General features: G+C 56.5%; 19 protein-coding genes. 9 read left to right on the top strand and 10 right to left on the bottom strand.

Annotated elements, in window-relative coordinates; translation table 11 throughout:
• Window positions 1-35: 35 nt before the first annotated feature.
• Complete coding sequence (locus GOW93_RS07020; protein ID WP_170382588.1) at window positions 36-1250, top strand: DegT/DnrJ/EryC1/StrS family aminotransferase; 1215 nt, start codon at window positions 36-38, stop codon at window positions 1248-1250.
• Here the strand turns inward: GOW93_RS07020 and GOW93_RS07015 are convergent, their stop codons facing one another.
• The 4 genes from GOW93_RS07015 to GOW93_RS07000 form a co-directional block, all read right to left on the bottom strand.
• Complete coding sequence (locus GOW93_RS07015; RefSeq protein ID WP_368039646.1) at window positions 1251-2012, bottom strand: serine protease; 762 nt, start codon at window positions 2010-2012, stop codon at window positions 1251-1253.
• A gap of 8 nt (window positions 2013-2020) precedes the next feature.
• Window positions 2021-2575: a polyhydroxyalkanoate synthesis repressor PhaR gene (phaR, locus tag GOW93_RS07010; protein ID WP_170382586.1), complete on the bottom strand. Its 555-nt coding sequence runs from the start codon at window positions 2573-2575 to the stop codon at window positions 2021-2023.
• A gap of 135 nt (window positions 2576-2710) precedes the next feature.
• Window positions 2711-3157, bottom strand: a complete 447-nt coding sequence (locus GOW93_RS07005) for a phasin family protein (protein ID WP_170382584.1) — start codon at window positions 3155-3157, stop codon at window positions 2711-2713.
• 130 nt (window positions 3158-3287) lie between these two features.
• A complete protein-coding gene (locus GOW93_RS07000) occupies window positions 3288-5090 on the bottom strand; it encodes a PHA/PHB synthase family protein (RefSeq protein WP_170382582.1) in 1803 nt (600 codons plus the stop codon).
• Between the two features lie 114 nt (window positions 5091-5204).
• On the opposite strand from GOW93_RS07000, the gene phaZ reads away from it, so the two are divergent.
• Both phaZ and GOW93_RS06990 read left to right on the top strand, forming a co-directional pair.
• Window positions 5205-6476: a polyhydroxyalkanoate depolymerase gene (gene phaZ, locus GOW93_RS06995; RefSeq protein ID WP_170382580.1), complete on the top strand. Its 1272-nt coding sequence runs from the start codon at window positions 5205-5207 to the stop codon at window positions 6474-6476.
• Between the two features lie 4 nt (window positions 6477-6480).
• Window positions 6481-7065 (top strand): DUF6151 family protein, encoded by a 585-nt coding sequence (locus GOW93_RS06990; RefSeq protein ID WP_170382578.1) that lies wholly within the window; start codon window positions 6481-6483, stop codon window positions 7063-7065.
• 60 nt (window positions 7066-7125) lie between these two features.
• On the opposite strand, the gene GOW93_RS06985 is transcribed toward GOW93_RS06990, so the two are convergent.
• The 3 genes from GOW93_RS06985 to GOW93_RS06975 are packed head-to-tail and all read right to left on the bottom strand — an operon-like array spanning window position 7126 to window position 9502.
• Complete coding sequence (locus GOW93_RS06985; RefSeq protein ID WP_170382576.1) at window positions 7126-7758, bottom strand: hypothetical protein; 633 nt, start codon at window positions 7756-7758, stop codon at window positions 7126-7128.
• Window positions 7759-7760: 2 nt separating this feature from the next.
• Complete coding sequence (locus GOW93_RS06980) at window positions 7761-8753, bottom strand: alpha/beta hydrolase (RefSeq protein ID WP_170382574.1); 993 nt, start codon at window positions 8751-8753, stop codon at window positions 7761-7763.
• Window positions 8753-9502: an alpha/beta fold hydrolase gene (locus tag GOW93_RS06975; protein ID WP_170382572.1), complete on the bottom strand. Its 750-nt coding sequence runs from the start codon at window positions 9500-9502 to the stop codon at window positions 8753-8755. The genes GOW93_RS06980 and GOW93_RS06975 overlap by 1 nt, the downstream gene beginning before the upstream one ends.
• A gap of 208 nt (window positions 9503-9710) precedes the next feature.
• On the opposite strand from GOW93_RS06975, the gene thrS reads away from it, so the two are divergent.
• The 5 genes from thrS to GOW93_RS06950 all read left to right on the top strand — a co-directional run bounded on the left by thrS (window position 9711) and on the right by GOW93_RS06950 (window position 14390).
• Window positions 9711-11669: a threonine--tRNA ligase gene (gene thrS / locus GOW93_RS06970; protein WP_170382570.1), complete on the top strand. Its 1959-nt coding sequence runs from the start codon at window positions 9711-9713 to the stop codon at window positions 11667-11669.
• Between the two features lie 222 nt (window positions 11670-11891).
• Window positions 11892-12179, top strand: coding sequence for a BufA1 family periplasmic bufferin-type metallophore (locus GOW93_RS06965; protein ID WP_170382568.1), 288 nt, complete (start codon window positions 11892-11894; stop codon window positions 12177-12179).
• A gap of 71 nt (window positions 12180-12250) precedes the next feature.
• A complete protein-coding gene (gene bufB, locus GOW93_RS06960) occupies window positions 12251-13108 on the top strand; it encodes an MNIO family bufferin maturase (protein ID WP_170382566.1) in 858 nt (285 codons plus the stop codon).
• Window positions 13105-13866, top strand: coding sequence for an HvfC/BufC N-terminal domain-containing protein (locus GOW93_RS06955; protein WP_170382564.1), 762 nt, complete (start codon window positions 13105-13107; stop codon window positions 13864-13866). The genes bufB and GOW93_RS06955 overlap by 4 nt, the downstream gene beginning before the upstream one ends.
• Entirely contained in the window at window positions 13863-14390 is a 528-nt protein-coding gene (locus GOW93_RS06950; protein WP_170382562.1) for a DoxX family protein, read from the top strand. Before GOW93_RS06955 ends, GOW93_RS06950 begins: the two co-directional genes overlap by 4 nt.
• Window position 14391: 1 nt before the next feature.
• On the opposite strand, the gene GOW93_RS06945 is transcribed toward GOW93_RS06950, so the two are convergent.
• Both GOW93_RS06945 and GOW93_RS06940 read right to left on the bottom strand, forming a co-directional pair.
• Window positions 14392-14760 (bottom strand): hypothetical protein, encoded by a 369-nt coding sequence (locus GOW93_RS06945; protein WP_170382560.1) that lies wholly within the window; start codon window positions 14758-14760, stop codon window positions 14392-14394.
• 42 nt (window positions 14761-14802) lie between these two features.
• A complete protein-coding gene (locus GOW93_RS06940) occupies window positions 14803-15120 on the bottom strand; it encodes an ArsC/Spx/MgsR family protein (RefSeq protein ID WP_170383187.1) in 318 nt (105 codons plus the stop codon).
• A gap of 216 nt (window positions 15121-15336) precedes the next feature.
• Between GOW93_RS06940 and GOW93_RS06935 the strand changes: the two genes are divergently transcribed.
• The gene (locus GOW93_RS06935; protein WP_008758035.1) at window positions 15337-15543 is read left to right on the top strand and encodes a cold-shock protein; all 207 of its coding nucleotides are present in this window, start codon (window positions 15337-15339) and stop codon (window positions 15541-15543) included.
• Window positions 15544-15749: 206 nt separating this feature from the next.
• Here GOW93_RS06935 and GOW93_RS06930 read toward each other — a convergent pair whose 3' ends face one another.
• Window positions 15750-15956, bottom strand: a complete 207-nt coding sequence (locus GOW93_RS06930) for a hypothetical protein (protein WP_170382558.1) — start codon at window positions 15954-15956, stop codon at window positions 15750-15752.
• Window positions 15957-15973 lie beyond the last annotated feature (17 nt).

Below are 15973 nucleotides of genomic sequence, written 5' to 3'. Positions count from 1 at the left end.
ACGTTTCCCAAAGATAGAATTCGGGAAAACCAAATATGACGCTTCCTCCAAACGTTCATGACGCCGAACCCATCCCCGCAGCAGCAAAAGAAGCCATCGACGCCCTGATGCAGTCGGGCGACCTGTTTCGCTATACCGCGCCGCAAGATGCGCCCGTGGCCTTGCTTGAGGCGGAATTTGCCGAGCTTTTGGGTTCGAAATACGCACTGGCCGTGTCATCTTGTTCAGCTGCATTGTTCTTGTCGCTCAAGGCTTTGGGCCTGCCGCGGGATGCGCGGGTGCTGATCCCAGGCTTTACCTTCGCCGCAGTCCCGTCGTCGGTCGTGCATGCAGATTGTATTCCAGTGCTGTGCGAAGTAGCCGAGAATTATCGCATCGACATGGACGACTTTGCTGCCAAGCTGGAGAACGTGCAGGCGGTGATTATCAGCCATATGCGTGGCCACACCTCGGACATGGACGCTATCATGGCCCTCTGCAATGAACGCGACATCCCCGTAATCGAGGACGCAGCCCATTCGCTTGGCACCACATGGCACGGGCAGAACATTGGCACCATCGGCAAAGTTGGCTGTTTCTCGTTCCAGTCCTACAAGATGATCAATGCCGGCGAAGGCGGTATCCTGATCACCGATGACGCCGATCTGGTTGCCCGCGCTGTCATCATGTCCGGTGCCTATGAACATAACTGGAAGAAACACAAAGGCCCCCATGGTGACAACTCACCTGAACTGGAGCAGGCCTTTGCCCGCTGGCAGAACCAGTTGCCGCTTTACAACCTTCGTATGAGCAACCTGAGCGCCGCCGTGATCCGCCCGCAAATCCCCGAGCTGGCGCGCCGTGTAAAAGACGGGCTGGCGAACCACGACTATGTGTCCGAACGGCTGAACACGTCGGATTACATCGACGTCCCTGCCCCGCTGGCGCCGGAGCGTCGCGCGCCGGACTCGATCCAGTTCAATCTGGTTGGTATGGACGAGGCCGAGATCCGCGCCTTCGCCGCCGCCTCTGAATCGCGCGGCGTAAAGGTGCAGGTGTTCGGCCTGAGCGAGGACAATGCCCGCGCCTTTTGGAACTGGCAGTTCCTTCCAGAAAAGTTTGAGCTGCCACAAACGCGCGACATGCTGATGAAGGCCTGTGACGTACGCCTGCCGGTGCGCCTGACCAAGGAAGAACTGGACGTGATCGCTGATATCCTGCTGGCCTCGGTGGGTGAAGTAACCGGTCCGGTCCCCGCGTACGGCACTTGACTATTCGCCCAGATCGAACAGGTCGACAGACAGAAATAGTGCTGTAATCCCCTTAGGGGTTGCAGCCACGCGAGACAGGATTGCGGCAACCCGCACCCCATCAGACGTTTCGACCAGAAGTGGCGCGCCAGAATCCCCCATCATCACAGGGCAGATCGCCAAAAAAACACCTTCCGATACGCTTCGCGGTGCGCAGGTCTGTGTTCGACTTAGGACATGAGGGCGAATGCCGGGATACCCCGCCACGAAGGCGTCGGCCGTTCCCGCCTCTGCGAGCGGCAGGAACCCGACCTGCTGACCAACCGGTTCGGTCAATTCCAAGACTGCCCAATCCAATTCAGCCCGACTGTCAAACCCGCCGCCCAGACCCTGTTCAGCAGGTAGCCGGTATCCGTTGATACCTGAGACGACCGTGGCTTTTCCGCGCTGATAACCAGCAGCAAAACGGATGCTGGATGGCGGAATCCAACGCTGTCGCGCTGTGTTGTAAAGGCAATGCGCCGCGGTCAGGACCAGCCGATCTGACACCAGAACACCAGTGCAATGGGACCTCTGATCTCGGCTGGCGAAATTGATCCGCCCAATAGTGCGCCAAGGGCGCTCTGCCGCATCAAGAATTTCACGCGCCCGAATATCTCCGCACCCGGCAGCAGACTGCGTGCCCAGCGTACAAATCTGAGACCAGTTTTCAGAGAAGACACCCTGCGACAGCGCAGGCTGCATCCAAAGCAAAGCGACACTCAGGACCAGCCAACGCGCCACCACGGGCGTCAGTTCAACTTGGAAAGCTTCTGTTGCAACTCAGCCAGTTGCTTTTTGATGTCATCCAGATCTTCTTTCGGCTCGGCCTTTGCGTCGTCATCTTTCTCCGGTCCGGACCAGCCGCCGGACAGACCACCGGTCATCGCCTTGAGAAACGCCTGTTGCTGCGCTTGCAAAGCCTCAAAGCCAGGCATCTGAGACATCGGGTTTATGGCGTTCATGTTTTCCATCATCGTGTTCTGGCTTTCACGCAGCATTTCGAACGAACTTTGCAGGAATTGCGGCATCATTCCACCACCTGGAATCATATAGCTGCGTACCAGATCGTTCAGCACATTTACCGGCAGCACGTTTTCGCCGCGGCTTTCATGCTCGGCAATGATCTGCAGCAAATATTGCCGGGTCAGGTCATCCCCAGTTTTCAGATCGATGATCTGAACTTCCCGCCCATCACGGATAAAGGCGGCGATGTCTTCAAGCGTGACATAGTCGCTGGTCTCGGTGTTATACAGCCGACGACTTGCATAGCGTTTTATCAACAGCGGTTTATCTTGTTCTGCCACCGTTTACCCTCCCCGAGTATGATGCGTTGCAGCACAGATTATGCGACTGCAGAACAAAAAGAAAGGGCAGGTCGTTAGACCTGCCCTACGCGATTGCACCAGATGGGAGGAACGGGTGCGTGTCGCGGTATTCTTTTACTTGGTAGCAGCAGCTTTCTTAGCGGCGGCTGTCACGTCGTTGGTTGCTTTCTTAACGGCAGCAGTTGCATCTTCTGCAGCTTCTTTGCCAGCAGCCATCAGCAGCTCAACGGTTTCGGACTGCAGCTTTTTCGCGATTTCAGCGAAGGCAGCCATGTTTTCGGCAGCAACTTCAGCCGAAGCGCTTGCGAAATCGGTGGCGGCTTTTGCGTAGTCTGCAGGCTCGGCCTTTGCTTTCGACATCTCGTTCAGCTTGGACAGAGTGTCTTTGGTCCATTTGTTGGAGATCTCAGCCGACTTCTCAGCTGCTTCCAGAGCAACACCCGACAGTTTTTCGTTCAGGGTTGCAGTCGATTTGAAGGCACCTTCCAGAGCGGTGGTGTCAACGGGGAACGCGCCCATCATGTCTTTCAGGGTCGCGGTAAAGTCTTGAGTCTTTGCCATTGTCCTAATCCTTTTGCCGAACCGGGCCCACCCCGGCTTTCATCAGCTTGAGGACAATATGATTTCTGCAGCGCAGCATTGCAAGTTTTTTTTGCTGCGCTGCAGAAAAAAATTTAATTTACCAATAAAATCATCCGTTTGGATTGGCCACGACATAGGTGCCTGGCGCAGATGCCAGCCGAGGATGATCCGAATCGCCGGTATCGCGGGCAGGAACCTGCTTGCCGGACAGCTTCTTCAGCCAAGCCTCCCACGTGGGCCACCAGGACCCTTCGTGGAAATCAGCTTCTTTCATCCAGGTATCTGCATCCCCCTTCAGGTCGGGGTTCGTATAATGACCGTATTTCTTTCTACTGGGTGGATTGATGATCCCTGCGATATGACCAGATTCCGAAACCACGAAGGTCTTAGACCGTGATCCCATCTTCTGCACACCACGGTAGCAATCTTTCCAAGCCGCGATGTGGTCGGTCTCGCAAGTGATCGCCATCACCGGCACATCCACGTCGCTAACACGCAGCTTGTGCCCCATCATTTCAAACCCGTCGCCTGTGAATTCGTTGCGCTGGCAGAGACCGCGTAAATATTGCACTGCCATTTTGGCCGGAAGGTTGGTCCCATCGCCGTTCCAATACAACAGATCAAAGGCTGGCGGCACCTCGCCCATCATATAGCTGCGAATGGCCGGACCGTAGATAAGGTCGCGGGACCGCAGGAATGACATGGTTCGAGCCATGATCCACGCCCGCAAGATACCCTCTTTGGTCACCTCTTCCTCGACCCCATCGATGAAATCGTTTTGCAGGAAAGGAGTGAACTCGCCCTGATCGGAGAAATCCGTCAGCGCCGTGAACAGGGTGGCAGACTTAACCGACTTGTCGCCACGCTGCTTCAGCAAAGACAGTGTCAAACTCAGCGTGGTGCCCGCAATGCAATAGCCGATCGCGTTTACCTGTTTGACATTGCAAATCTTTTTCGCCTCTTCGATCGCGGTCAGGAAGCCATCCTGAATGTAATCTTCCATCCCGGTATCGGCATAGCTTTCATCCGGGTTGACCCAGCTGACGACAAAAAGGGTGTATCCCTGCTCAGTAACCCATTTGATGAGACTGTTCTGGGCCTTGAGGTCGAGAATGTAGAACTTGTTTATCCAAGGCGGGAATAGAACGATGGGTGTTTCATATACTGTCTCAGTCGCGGGTTTGTACTGGATCAGCTCCATCATCCGGTTGCGGTAGACCACATCGCCCGGCGTGGTTGCTAGATTGCCACCAACCTCAAACGCGCTCTCATCAGCCAGCTTGACCACCAGTTCGCCGTCATTTGCCTCAAGATCCGCAACAAGATTCTCAAGCCCCTTGATCAGAGACTGCCCCTCGGTCTCAACCGCCTTTTGCAGCGCATCTGGATTCGTGGCCAGGAAATTAGTGGGGGCCATCATATCGACAATCTGCTGCGAGAAGTATCTCAGCCGACGTTTGTCCTTGTCATCCAAGTTCTCGACTGACGCGACGGCTTGGGCGATGGCTTCGGAATTGGTTTGGTACTGCTGACGGATCAATCGGAAGTAGGGATTCGTGTCCCACAGAGGGTTAGAGAATCGCTTGTCCGTTGGCTTGGCGTCTGCCTCTTCAACGTCGCTGGAAGTCATGGCCTTCTGCGCTTCGGCGAAATTCAGAACCGATTTTCCCCAATACTCTATCTGCTGCTCCAACAACTTAGCTGGATTCTGCAACGCTTCGGACCAATATGCAGTTGCTGCCCGTGCGAAAAGCTCTTGATTCGGGCCGTCCAAGGCGGGGGTATGCGACTTTTTCTCGGTCATAACCTCGATCAACCGCTTCGAAAGCGCCTCAACCTTGTCCATATTTTCCTTAAGGCGTTCAATGTGTTCGTCGGTCACTTCCAGCATTTGATCTTCACTTGTTGTCATTTTACCGAATCCCCCCTAACCTCGCTGCTGTGCAGAATAACGTCGTGGGTGTCGGGGGGCAAAGCGGCGAATGGTCCGAAGTAAGATGCTGACATTTGGGAGGCCCCTTTATCCATGCGTTATATGATGACATACGACTTGATGGAGACGTTGCGCAATACCAACCAATGGATGGGCGCCACTGCCAGTGCCATGGCATCCTATCCAATGTTCTCCATGGTCCCCAATCCTGGCTTTAGCATGATGGCCGCATGGGGTGAGGTGACTGAGCGTACATTTCAGCGCATGGTCGTCAAGCCCGACTGGGGTATCCGCACGTTTACCTGCGAAGACGGCAAGGACCATCTGGTCGACGTCGCAACTGTTGTCGAACGCCCATTTGGTGATCTGGTACACTTCCGCGTTAACGGCCGCGAAGAACAACCCCGCAAGGTTTTGCTTGTTGCGCCGATGTCTGGCCACTATGCAACGTTGCTGCGATCGACCGTAAAAAGCCTGCTGGTCAATTGCGAAGTTTATGTCACAGATTGGCATAATGCGCGCGACATCCCTGTGTCCGAAGGCAAGTTCGATGTAGAGGACTATACTCTATATCTTGTCGATTTTATGAAAGAGCTTGGCCCCGATACCCACGTTGTCGCCGTGTGCCAACCCGTACCCCTGACGCTGGCCGCGACCGCATACCTGGCCGAGGTCGAGCCCAAGGCTCAACCCAGCACCCTGACCTTGATCGGTGGTCCTGTTGACCCTGATGCCACTCCTACTGACGTGACCGATTTCGGTCGCCGCGTCACAATGGGGCAGCTGGAAGAGACCATGATTCAGCGCGTCGGTTTCAAATACAAGGGCGTGGGCCGCATGGTTTATCCCGGCCTGTTGCAGCTGGCATCGTTCATGTCGATGAACGCCGAGCGTCACTCTCAGGCCTTTTCGGACCAGATTCAGCGTGTCATGCGGGGTGAGGCCTCTGACCACGATGCCCACAACCGTTTCTATGACGAGTATCTGGCCGTCATGGACATGACCGCCGAGTTCTACCTGTCAACGGTTGAACGTGTGTTCAAGAATCGCGAAATCGCCCGAAACGAATTTGTTGTCGCTGGCCACAAAGTCGATATCGGCAAAATCACCGATGTTGCGGTCAAGACGGTCGAAGGCGCAAACGACGACATTTCGGCCCCCGGCCAGTGTATCGCCGCGCTGGACCTGTGCACCGGATTGCCTGATGAGAAAAAAGCCAACCATGTTGAGCCCGATGCCGGCCACTACGGTATCTTTGCCGGACGCAGCTGGCGCTATAACATCCGGCCGCTGGTGATCGACTTTATGAACGCAAACACGCGCAAATCGCGTCAGCGTGCTGCCAACAGCAACAAAGTCGCCTGATAAAATGAGCAGGAGGGCGACCAAGGAAACGCCTTTCTCCTGCAATTGCGGTTCATTGCACGGGCACATTACTGCTGCCGGGGGTCACTCGGGCACGCATGTTGGTTGTTTTTGCCATGATTGTCGTGCGGCGCAGCTGTATTTCGAGCAACCCGACCCGGCCCCCGGTCCGGTCGACATTCTACAGATGAGCCCCGAAGAAATCCGCATTGAAGGCGGTGCCGAACATCTCGCGTTGATGCAGCTCAGCCCCAAGGGGATGCTTCGCTGGTATGCCGGTTGCTGCAATGCGCCGTTGGCGACGACGGCGCGTACCGCGAAGGTTCCGTTCGCCGGGTTCATCGTTAAGCGCATCGCTGATCCCAGTGGGCTAGGCCCCATCACGACCCGCGGCTTTGTTCCGCAAACCGGAGGCAAACAGTCCCATGAAAAACTGCGCTATGCGGCTATTGGGATGCTGAAACGCCTCACCAAATCCTGGTTGTCCGGTAGCTGGAAAAAAACGCCCTTCTTCGATGCAAACAGCGGTGCACCCGTGGCGACACCTAAGATACTCAGCAAGGCTGAGCGCGCTCAGCTATATACGTGATCCAATCGCGCAGGTCTGCTCACCCTTCTAGTCAACACCCTACTCTTACGCTCAGGTGTTTCAAGGATAGGTGATGCCCCGAAAACCCGGAAAATCGGCATACCTTGCGCGGCGCGCCTCCAAGCTTTCGGCCGGCTCATCCCCGGGCCTTAACAAGCAGCCTCGCGGTGCAATATAGCTGTCGATCCGACGATGAGGCTTGGGCCGCCAGACCAGATTGAATGCGCACAGTTTGGGAAAAAACCAGATCTCGGAATAGTCCAGGTGATCGTGAATCCACCATGCCAAATCGCGCCAATCGCGCCCGGTTTCGTACTGATCAGCAAACCACGGAATAACGATCGACGCACCGGCAATTCGCGCATCCCCCTCACCCCTGTCCCAGATGTGACACTCCAACGGGTTGTCGTTGCGGGCGCAGTTCAGACGGTTTTCGTTGCCGAACTGGTTCAGTGAGGGAGATCGGTACCCGGACCGAACCGCGATACGCCCAAATGTCTCTTCAAGCGGGTCCAACAGGGTCTGACAAAACGCGCGCCCAGTTTCGATGGCAAGATCAGGGTTGTCGGGAAGGTTCTGTTTTTTATGGAAATTTCCGATTTCGGAATACAGAAAATCGCGCATGAAGAAATGGCGGGACAGGCGCACGCGACCCAGCGTTTCAAGGCTCCACAAACTGCCCGGCTTGCGCATCGCTACTCCACTCCGATCCCTTTGAGCCAACTTAAAATGCCCGATACAGTCGCGTCAGTTTGGCCCGGTGACATCAGACGCCCCGCGATCACATGCGACATGGGATCATCCCCCGGCCCCATCGTCACCAGTTGCACCGTTGCGGGACCACCCCAGGCCTCAACCACTTTATGCGTCAAATCAGGCCGCACCACCTGATCGTCATCCGAAAACCAGAATAGCGCGGGCACCTGCGCGTCCGAGAAGTCCAAATCATAAACGGTTTCGACCAACACGGTCATCGGCACGACAGCCTCCCAAGGATAGACCGCCGACCAGTATTTATTCAGCTCTGGGTCCGGGCCGGAAACGTCACGCTCTTCTCCCATCACCAGAGGCAGCCAACTGCGCGCCCACGGCAGGCTGGGAATCCGCGCGCCCGGCGTATTCACGCCAAAATTCGGTGAGACAAAGACCATCCCAGCCACGTTCCGGCTCAACTCATCATCCGGCGCGGCGGCCGCAGCCAGCGTTCCACCGGTCGAGGTCGAAATGACGACAACCTTGTCGCCTACAGCCCGTGCCGCTGCCAGCCCTTCGGCCATGTCATACATCCAGCCCGAAGCCGTCCCTTCGGCCATCGCGTTGCCATCCCGACCATGGCCCTGTAGTCGCGTATAAACCAGATTGGCCCCCAACGCGTCAGCCACCATGTCAGGCACCGGGCGGATTTCCTCGGACGAGGCCGAGAAGCCGTGGACATAAAGAACCGAAACCGGGGTGCGCTGTTCCTTGAACCCATCCTGCCAGATCACGCGTTTTTCGACCCCAGGCACGATGTCGTCATAGGCAGATTCAGTAGTTTCGAAATAAACCTGAACCCCTTCACCGAACTTGCGCGGATCAAATCGCGGGTGCAGATTGACCTCTTCTCGCGGCCCAAACCAATAGATCAGCCCACCGACAACAATCAGCGCAAGCAGCAGGCGTCCAAGAACCCACCCAAACAGCCGCATCAGCCGGCCTCCATCACCTCAAGAACCGCGTTTTCGATCAAACCCAAACAGGGACCGTCCGAAAAGCGATGATCAGCGTCCTTGACCAACAACAGGCGCATATCCGGTCCGGTTGCATGTTCCAGCAACCGCACGGCAGTTTCGGTGGAAACCGCAGTATCCGCAGTGCCCTGCAGGAACCGTACCGGGAACGGCAAACTTAGTGCGTCACGCAGTACCAGGCGCTGCCGCCCGTCCTCGATCATCCGCTTGGTGATGATATAGGGTTCCATGTAATCCGAAGGCAGTTCTACATGCCCAACGCTGTCCAGCGCAGCCTTCTGTTCGTCACTGAACGAAGCCCAATACCCATCTTCGGTAAAGTCCGGCGCGGCGGCGATACCAACCATACCTGCAATCCGTTCAGGCATGACCTTGGCCAGCAGCAACGCCTGCCACCCACCCATGGACGACCCGACAACGATCAGCGGCCCCTCGGTCAAGGCCGTCATGGCCGCAACCGTGTCCTCATGCCAATCTCCGATACAACCATCGGTAAACGCCTCAGAACTTTCGCCATGCCCGGAATAATCAAACCGCAAAAACGCCTGCCCCCGTGCTTGTGCCCAGGCTTCAAGATGCACCGCCTTGGTACCTTCCATATCCGACTTCAGCCCACCCAGAAAAACGATGGTCGGCCCCACACCTTCGCTCTTGTGATACGCCAACCGCCGCCCCTGAGCGGTATCCAGAAAATCCGTTGCTGCCATGAAACCCTCTTTCCTTTTCCGCATCATGCACGCCCCACCCCCAAGTGCAATTCGCCCACTTCATCTTTTCCGAAATACTCCGGGGAGCGCGAGGGGCCGGCCCCTCGCTCCGACCCTTGACACAACCGCGAACCCCTGCCAAATGAGCCGCACACCATAACCCGCAACCGGGCGTTCAGTGGGCGCCAAACCGACGAGGAGAGCCGATATGGCCCTGGATGCAAAATCCGTCTCACTCACCTTTCCCGATGGCAATGCACGTTCTTACGAAGCAGGCGTAACGCCCGCGCAGGTGGCTGCCGATATCTCGACCTCACTGGCGAAAAAGGCCATCTCGGCCACGGTGAATGGCCAGCACTGGGACCTGCAGTGGCCCATCGAGGCCGATTCCGACATCGCCATCCACACCATGAAGGATGAGGTTCAGGCCAATGAGCTGATCCGTCACGATCTGGCCCATGTCATGGCGCGCGCGGTGCAGGAAATCTGGCCCGCGACCAAGGTCACCATCGGCCCCGTCATTGAAAACGGCTGGTACTACGACTTTGATCGCGAAGAGCCTTTCACGCCCGAAGATCTCGGCCTCATCGAAAAAAAGATGAAAGAGATCATCAACAAACGTGATCCCGTCACCACCGAGGTCTGGGACCGCGACCGCGCGATCGAGTTCTACAAGGCCAACAACGAGCCTTACAAAGTTGAACTGATCGAAGCCATTCCGGGCGACGAGCCGCTGCGCATGTACTGGCACGGCCATTGGCAGGATTTGTGCCGCGGCCCTCACCTGCAGCATACCGGCCAACTGCCGGGCGACGCGTTCAAGCTGATGTCCATCGCGGGTGCTTATTGGCGCGGCGATAGCGACCGCGCGATGCTGCAACGCATTTACGGCGTGGCCTTCACTGGCAAGGAAAAGCTGAAAGCGCACCTGCACATGCTTGAGGAGGCCGCTAAACGCGATCACCGCAAGCTGGGCCGCGAGATGAACCTGTTCCATATGCAGGAAGAGGCGCCGGGCCAGATCTTCTGGCATCCGAACGGCTGGAAGATCTACACCACCCTGCAGGACTATATGCGCCGGATGCAGGAGCGTGACGGCTATGTCGAGGTCAACACTCCGCAAGTCGTTGACCGCAAATTGTGGGAGGCCTCGGGCCACTGGGACAAATACCAAGAAAACATGTTCATCGTCGAAGTCGACGAGGACCATGCCCGCGAAAAGGCAATCAACGCGCTGAAGCCAATGAACTGTCCCTGCCACGTACAGGTGTTCAATCAGGGCCTGAAATCCTATCGCGACCTGCCCCTGCGCATGGCCGAGTTCGGATCGTGTGCCCGATACGAACCCTCGGGCGCGCTGCATGGGATAATGCGTGTGCGCGGGTTCACGCAGGACGATGGCCATATCTTCTGTGCCGAGGATCAGATCGAATCCGAGACCGCCAAGTTCATCGCATTCCTGTCCAAGGTTTATGCCGATCTGGGCTTCCATGACTGGACGATCAAACTGTCCACCCGCCCGGAAAAACGGATCGGCTCGGATGAAAGCTGGGATCTGGTTGAAAAGGCGCTGGGCGATGCCTGTAAGGCCGCCGGGTATGACTATGAACTGCTCGAAGGCGAAGGCGCGTTCTACGGGCCCAAGCTGGAATTCACTCTGACCGACGCCATCGGCCGGACGTGGCAGTGCGGCACGCTGCAGGTTGACCCCAACCTGCCCGAACGTCTGGACGCCAGCTTTATCGGGGCAGATGGTGCCAAGCACCGCCCGTTCATGCTGCACCGCGCGACGTTGGGCTCATTCGAACGCTTCATCGGCATTCTGATCGAAGAGCACGCGGGCAAGCTGCCATTCTGGCTCGCACCGCGTCAGGTTGTTGTCGCCTCGATCACATCCGAAGCAGATGACTATGTGAACGAAGTGGTCGAAACATTGAAAGCTGCCGGAGTGCGGGCCGAAGCCGACATTCGCAACGAAAAGATCAACTACAAGGTCCGCGAGCATTCGGTTGGCAAAGTACCGGTCATTCTGGCCGTCGGTCACCGTGAAGTCGAAGAGCGTACTGTGAGCGTCCGTCGCTTGGGTGAAAAACAAACACAGGTTCAATCGCTTGAAGCTGTAACAATTGAGCTATCCAAGGCCGCAACTCCGCCCGACCTGTTGTAACATTCGGCAGCAAATTGCTGGTAATCCGACCTCATTTTTGGGGTCGGATTGAAACAATTGCCATTTTTCTTTTCAAAAACAGTTTATTAACTTGCAAGAGGGCATATCATGTCCTGACGGGGTTGTGAGACACGTGCTCGTGAATTCAACTGCAGCCCCACAAGCACTACCTTTGTCATTGTCACAAGAAGACATACGCAGTCATCAAAAGGGATTACCGAGATGTCGAACACCGCAAAAACACTGGTCATCGCAAGCGCAGTCGCAGCCGCCGTTTCGGGTGCAGCAACCACTGCCACCGCCCAAGCCAAAGAGAAGTGCTATGGCGTGTCTCTGGCCGGTCAGAACGACTGCGCCGCTGGCCCCGGCACAACCTGCGCCGGTACCTCGACCGTAGATTATCAGGGCAACGCCTGGACTCTGGTAGACGCCGGCACCTGTGCCGACATCGAACTGCCGGACAGCCGCAAAGGCTCGTTGGAACCGCTGGACCGCGACCTGCCCGCATAAGCCTGAGCTTTCAAAAACCGAAGGGGCGGGCCATATCGCCCGCCTCTTCGTCGTGATTGGGGAGCACACACATGTTGGATAACACGACCAGATCGAACAATCTGCCAGCCGCGCCAGGCGTCGGCTATAAGCCTCAGCACTTTGAGCAGATACTGGACAATGCGCACCCCGTCTCGTGGCTTGAAATTCACGCCGAAAACTACATGGGCGATGGTGGCCGTCCACTGGCCCAACTGCGTCATCTCTCTGAACAATTCCCGATCTCTGTCCACGGTGTCGGCCTATCCATTGGCGGTGAAGGTCCACTGGACCCGGATCACTTGGCAAGACTGAAACAATTGATCGGCTGGCTGAACCCCGCCAGCTTTTCCGAGCATCTGGCCTGGTCGACCCATGACAGCCATTTCCTGAACGACCTGTTACCCCTGCCGTATACCGACGCCACGCTGACCCGTATTTGTGAGCATATTGATCTAGTGCAGGACACCGTCGGCCGGCAAATGCTGCTAGAAAATCCATCCAGCTATCTGGCGTTTGAAGAAAGCACATGGTCCGAACCGGATTTTCTGCGTGAGATCGCGCGCCGCACGGGCTGTGGCATGCTGCTGGACGTGAACAATGTTTTCGTATCGGCCACCAATCTGGATTACTCACCTCAGGGCTATATTGACGCCTACCCTCTGGAAAAAGTGGGCGAGATTCATCTTGGCGGTCATGATGAGGATGAAGACGACCACGGCCATCCCCTGCTGATCGACAGCCATGGACGCGAGGTGGTCGATACGGTCTGGGCGCTTTTGGACTACGTTCTGGACCGTTCCGGCCCGAAACCCGTTCTGATTGAATGGGATACAGATGTGCCTGATTGGCCCATACTGCGGGCCGAGGCAGACCGCGCACAAGCGGCCCTTGATCGGGTTCCGGCATGAGCGTCTCACAAACCACCTTCCACGCCGCGCTGCTGGACCCCGCAGCCGCAATCCCCGAAGGACTGCTGGACGCCGCGGCACAACCCGCCGGACGCCGGTTCAGCGTGTACCGCAACAACGTCGCAGTGTCCTTGACCGACGCAATGCATCAGGCGTTTCCGGTTATCACCAAACTGCTGGGTGCGCAGAATATGGACGGGTTAGCCGGGATTTTCCTGCGCAAACATCCGCCATCGTCACCTCTGATGATGTTCTATGGCGAAGAATTCCCCGGCTTTCTTGCCGGCATGGAACAGCTCTCGCATCTGGGCTACCTGTCCGACGTCGCGCGATTGGAATTGGCCCTGCGCCAGTCCTACCACGCGGCCGATAAAGAGGCCGCGCCGACCGATGCGCTTGCCATTCCGCCCGAGGACATCATGCGTGCGCGGCTGGGCTTTGCACCTTCAATGCAGGTAGTGCGTTCGGATTGGCCCATATTCTCTATCTGGCGTTTCAACACCGAAGACGGTGCGCCAAAACCCGCAGCCGTCGCCGAAGACATTCTGATCACCCGACCGGATTATGACCCGGCTCCGCATCTGCTGCCGCCGGGCGGCGCTGAGTGGATCTCGGGCCTACAGGCCGGGCGAACCATAGGCGGCGCGTTTGAAGAAACCGCCGCCCAAATCCCCGAATTCGACCTTGGGGCCACTCTGGCGCTGCTTTTGCAGGGCGGCGCAATAACCTCTGTGACTATCGAAAGGCTGGCAACATGACTGCCCTGATCTCATTTCACAACAACACCTTGGGAAGGCTTGAGGTAACCTCGGGCTGGCTGGTACCTACCCTGGCTAGGCTGGTTTTTGCGGCAACCTTGCTGGTGTATTATTGGAACTCGGCGAAGACCAAAGTGGGAAGTGGGTTCTTCGGATTCCTGTCCCCGTCGGACGGTGCCTATGTGCAGATTTTCCCCAAAGCGATGGAAGCCGTCAGCTATGACAGTTCGCAACTGGGAGTATTCCATTGGGCAGTCGCAGTTGCGGGCACCTGGGCTGAGTTTCTTTTGCCTGCGCTGATCGTAATTGGCCTTCTGACACGGTTCTCGGCCTTGGGCATGATTGCCTTCGTCTGGGTCCAGACCATCGTTGACGTCACCGGCCATGGCACTGCATTGGGCAATTGGTTCACCGCCGCCCCTAACGTTCTGGACCAGCGGACGCTGTGGACATTCCTGCTGCTGATGATTGTGATCAATGGCGCAGGTCCTCTGTCAGTCGACCGCATCCTGCGCGTAAAATGATTTAGAAATGCGCCTTGGGCTCGTCCGGTTTTCCCGCGGCCAGCCCAAGGAGGCCCGCCACGGCCGCAAATGCCACCGGGAACATGGTAAATACGTTGAAACCAAAGGCGTAATACATCCCGGCTGCTGAAATCAGTAACAGCACCCCACCTACCAACGCACGCGCATGGGCCATCGCGCCACCGGCAATGGCCAACAACGGCGCGATAATCGACGCCGCCTGAATAAGCTGCGCATTATCGACCTGTTCCGCCAACCCTTCGATTTCGCCGAACCGGTCAATCAACTCGACATAGCCGTAACCGAAAAAACCCACGATCATTCCGATCAAACCGGCGATCACGCCCAGAATCATAGCTGCGTTGCGCATTCAAAACCCTCTAAAACTGCGTTCATTCACATAAGCACCCGCTTATGCAACGCCAAGTCCTGACTTTGTTTCCGCGGCCCAGCCCAGATACAGCGTGCCGTCTTGTTCGATCAGAGGTCGCTTCATCAGGGTCGGGTGCTCCGCAAGCAGTTCCAGCGGAGGGCGCATGCGATCTGCCTCATCCAATCCCCGCCAAGTTGTTGAGCGGGTATTGAGCAAAGCCTTGCCGAAAAGGTCCAGCGCCTGCGCCAGAACATCATTTGGCACACCGTCGGCCCGAACGTCGAAAAATTCTGCATCTGGAAGCGATTTCAGGGCCTTGCGGCAAGTATCACAGTTCTTCAAGCCATAGAGGCGCATTTTGGGGAGCTCCGGTTCTAAGTTCAAAATTTTGGCAAATGTGCCTGCTCGTTTCGGTAATTCTTGATTTTTTACTTCACCGTGCAATGTTGAAAAAGACGAAACACGCAAATCGGGCTGTATCGTGTGGACGATACGGTGATGTTTTGCGGCGGCGTCAACCACTGCCCCCACCAATTATGTGGGACAACGTGTAAGTAGAAGGAGACACGGGAAATGCCAACTGGCACCGTGAAATGGTTTAATACCACGAAAGGCTACGGGTTTATTGCCCCCGATGAAGGCGGCAAGGACGTATTTGTTCATATCTCGGCCGTTGAACGGTCCGGTCTGACCGGGCTCGCTGACAATCAGAAAGTCTCGTATGAGTTGCAAGACGGACGTGACGGCCGCCAAATGGCAGCTGATTTGAAGCCACTGTAAACGCCCCGCATTTTGCGGGTTACTAAAACAGGCCAACGGCCAATTATCGGCCGTTGACCGATCTTCGAGAGGTCACAAGACCTTTACCCTCGCGCCGGGTCAATCTTGGCATGAGTTTATCAGTTTTGGCCCATTGCCAAGATACAAGATGTCCAATTGGCACAAGTCACGACCATCGTCCTATCGCCGGATTTGCTGGTCCAGACCTACATCAACTGCTCGGGCCCACGGACACCGGTCGCTATACGCTCTGCGCCGAATTGCCGTTCAAGCTTGTCATTTATACGAGATTTAGGCTCGCATATCACCTCGGCAATCAGCGACTTGGCCTGAGCTGCCGTTGCCAGTACGAGGCACAGACAAGCGGTTCTGATGGCTGCAGCAACTGTCATGAAGCCAATGAACGGCTTCATGACAATTCGTATAGACA

It is taken from the genome of Ruegeria atlantica, assembly GCF_013032455.1.
Lineage (GTDB): Bacteria > Pseudomonadota > Alphaproteobacteria > Rhodobacterales > Rhodobacteraceae > Ruegeria > Ruegeria atlantica_B.
The sequence above is the reverse complement of the archived record's forward strand: the minus strand, read 5'-3'. Positions and strand labels throughout refer to the sequence as shown.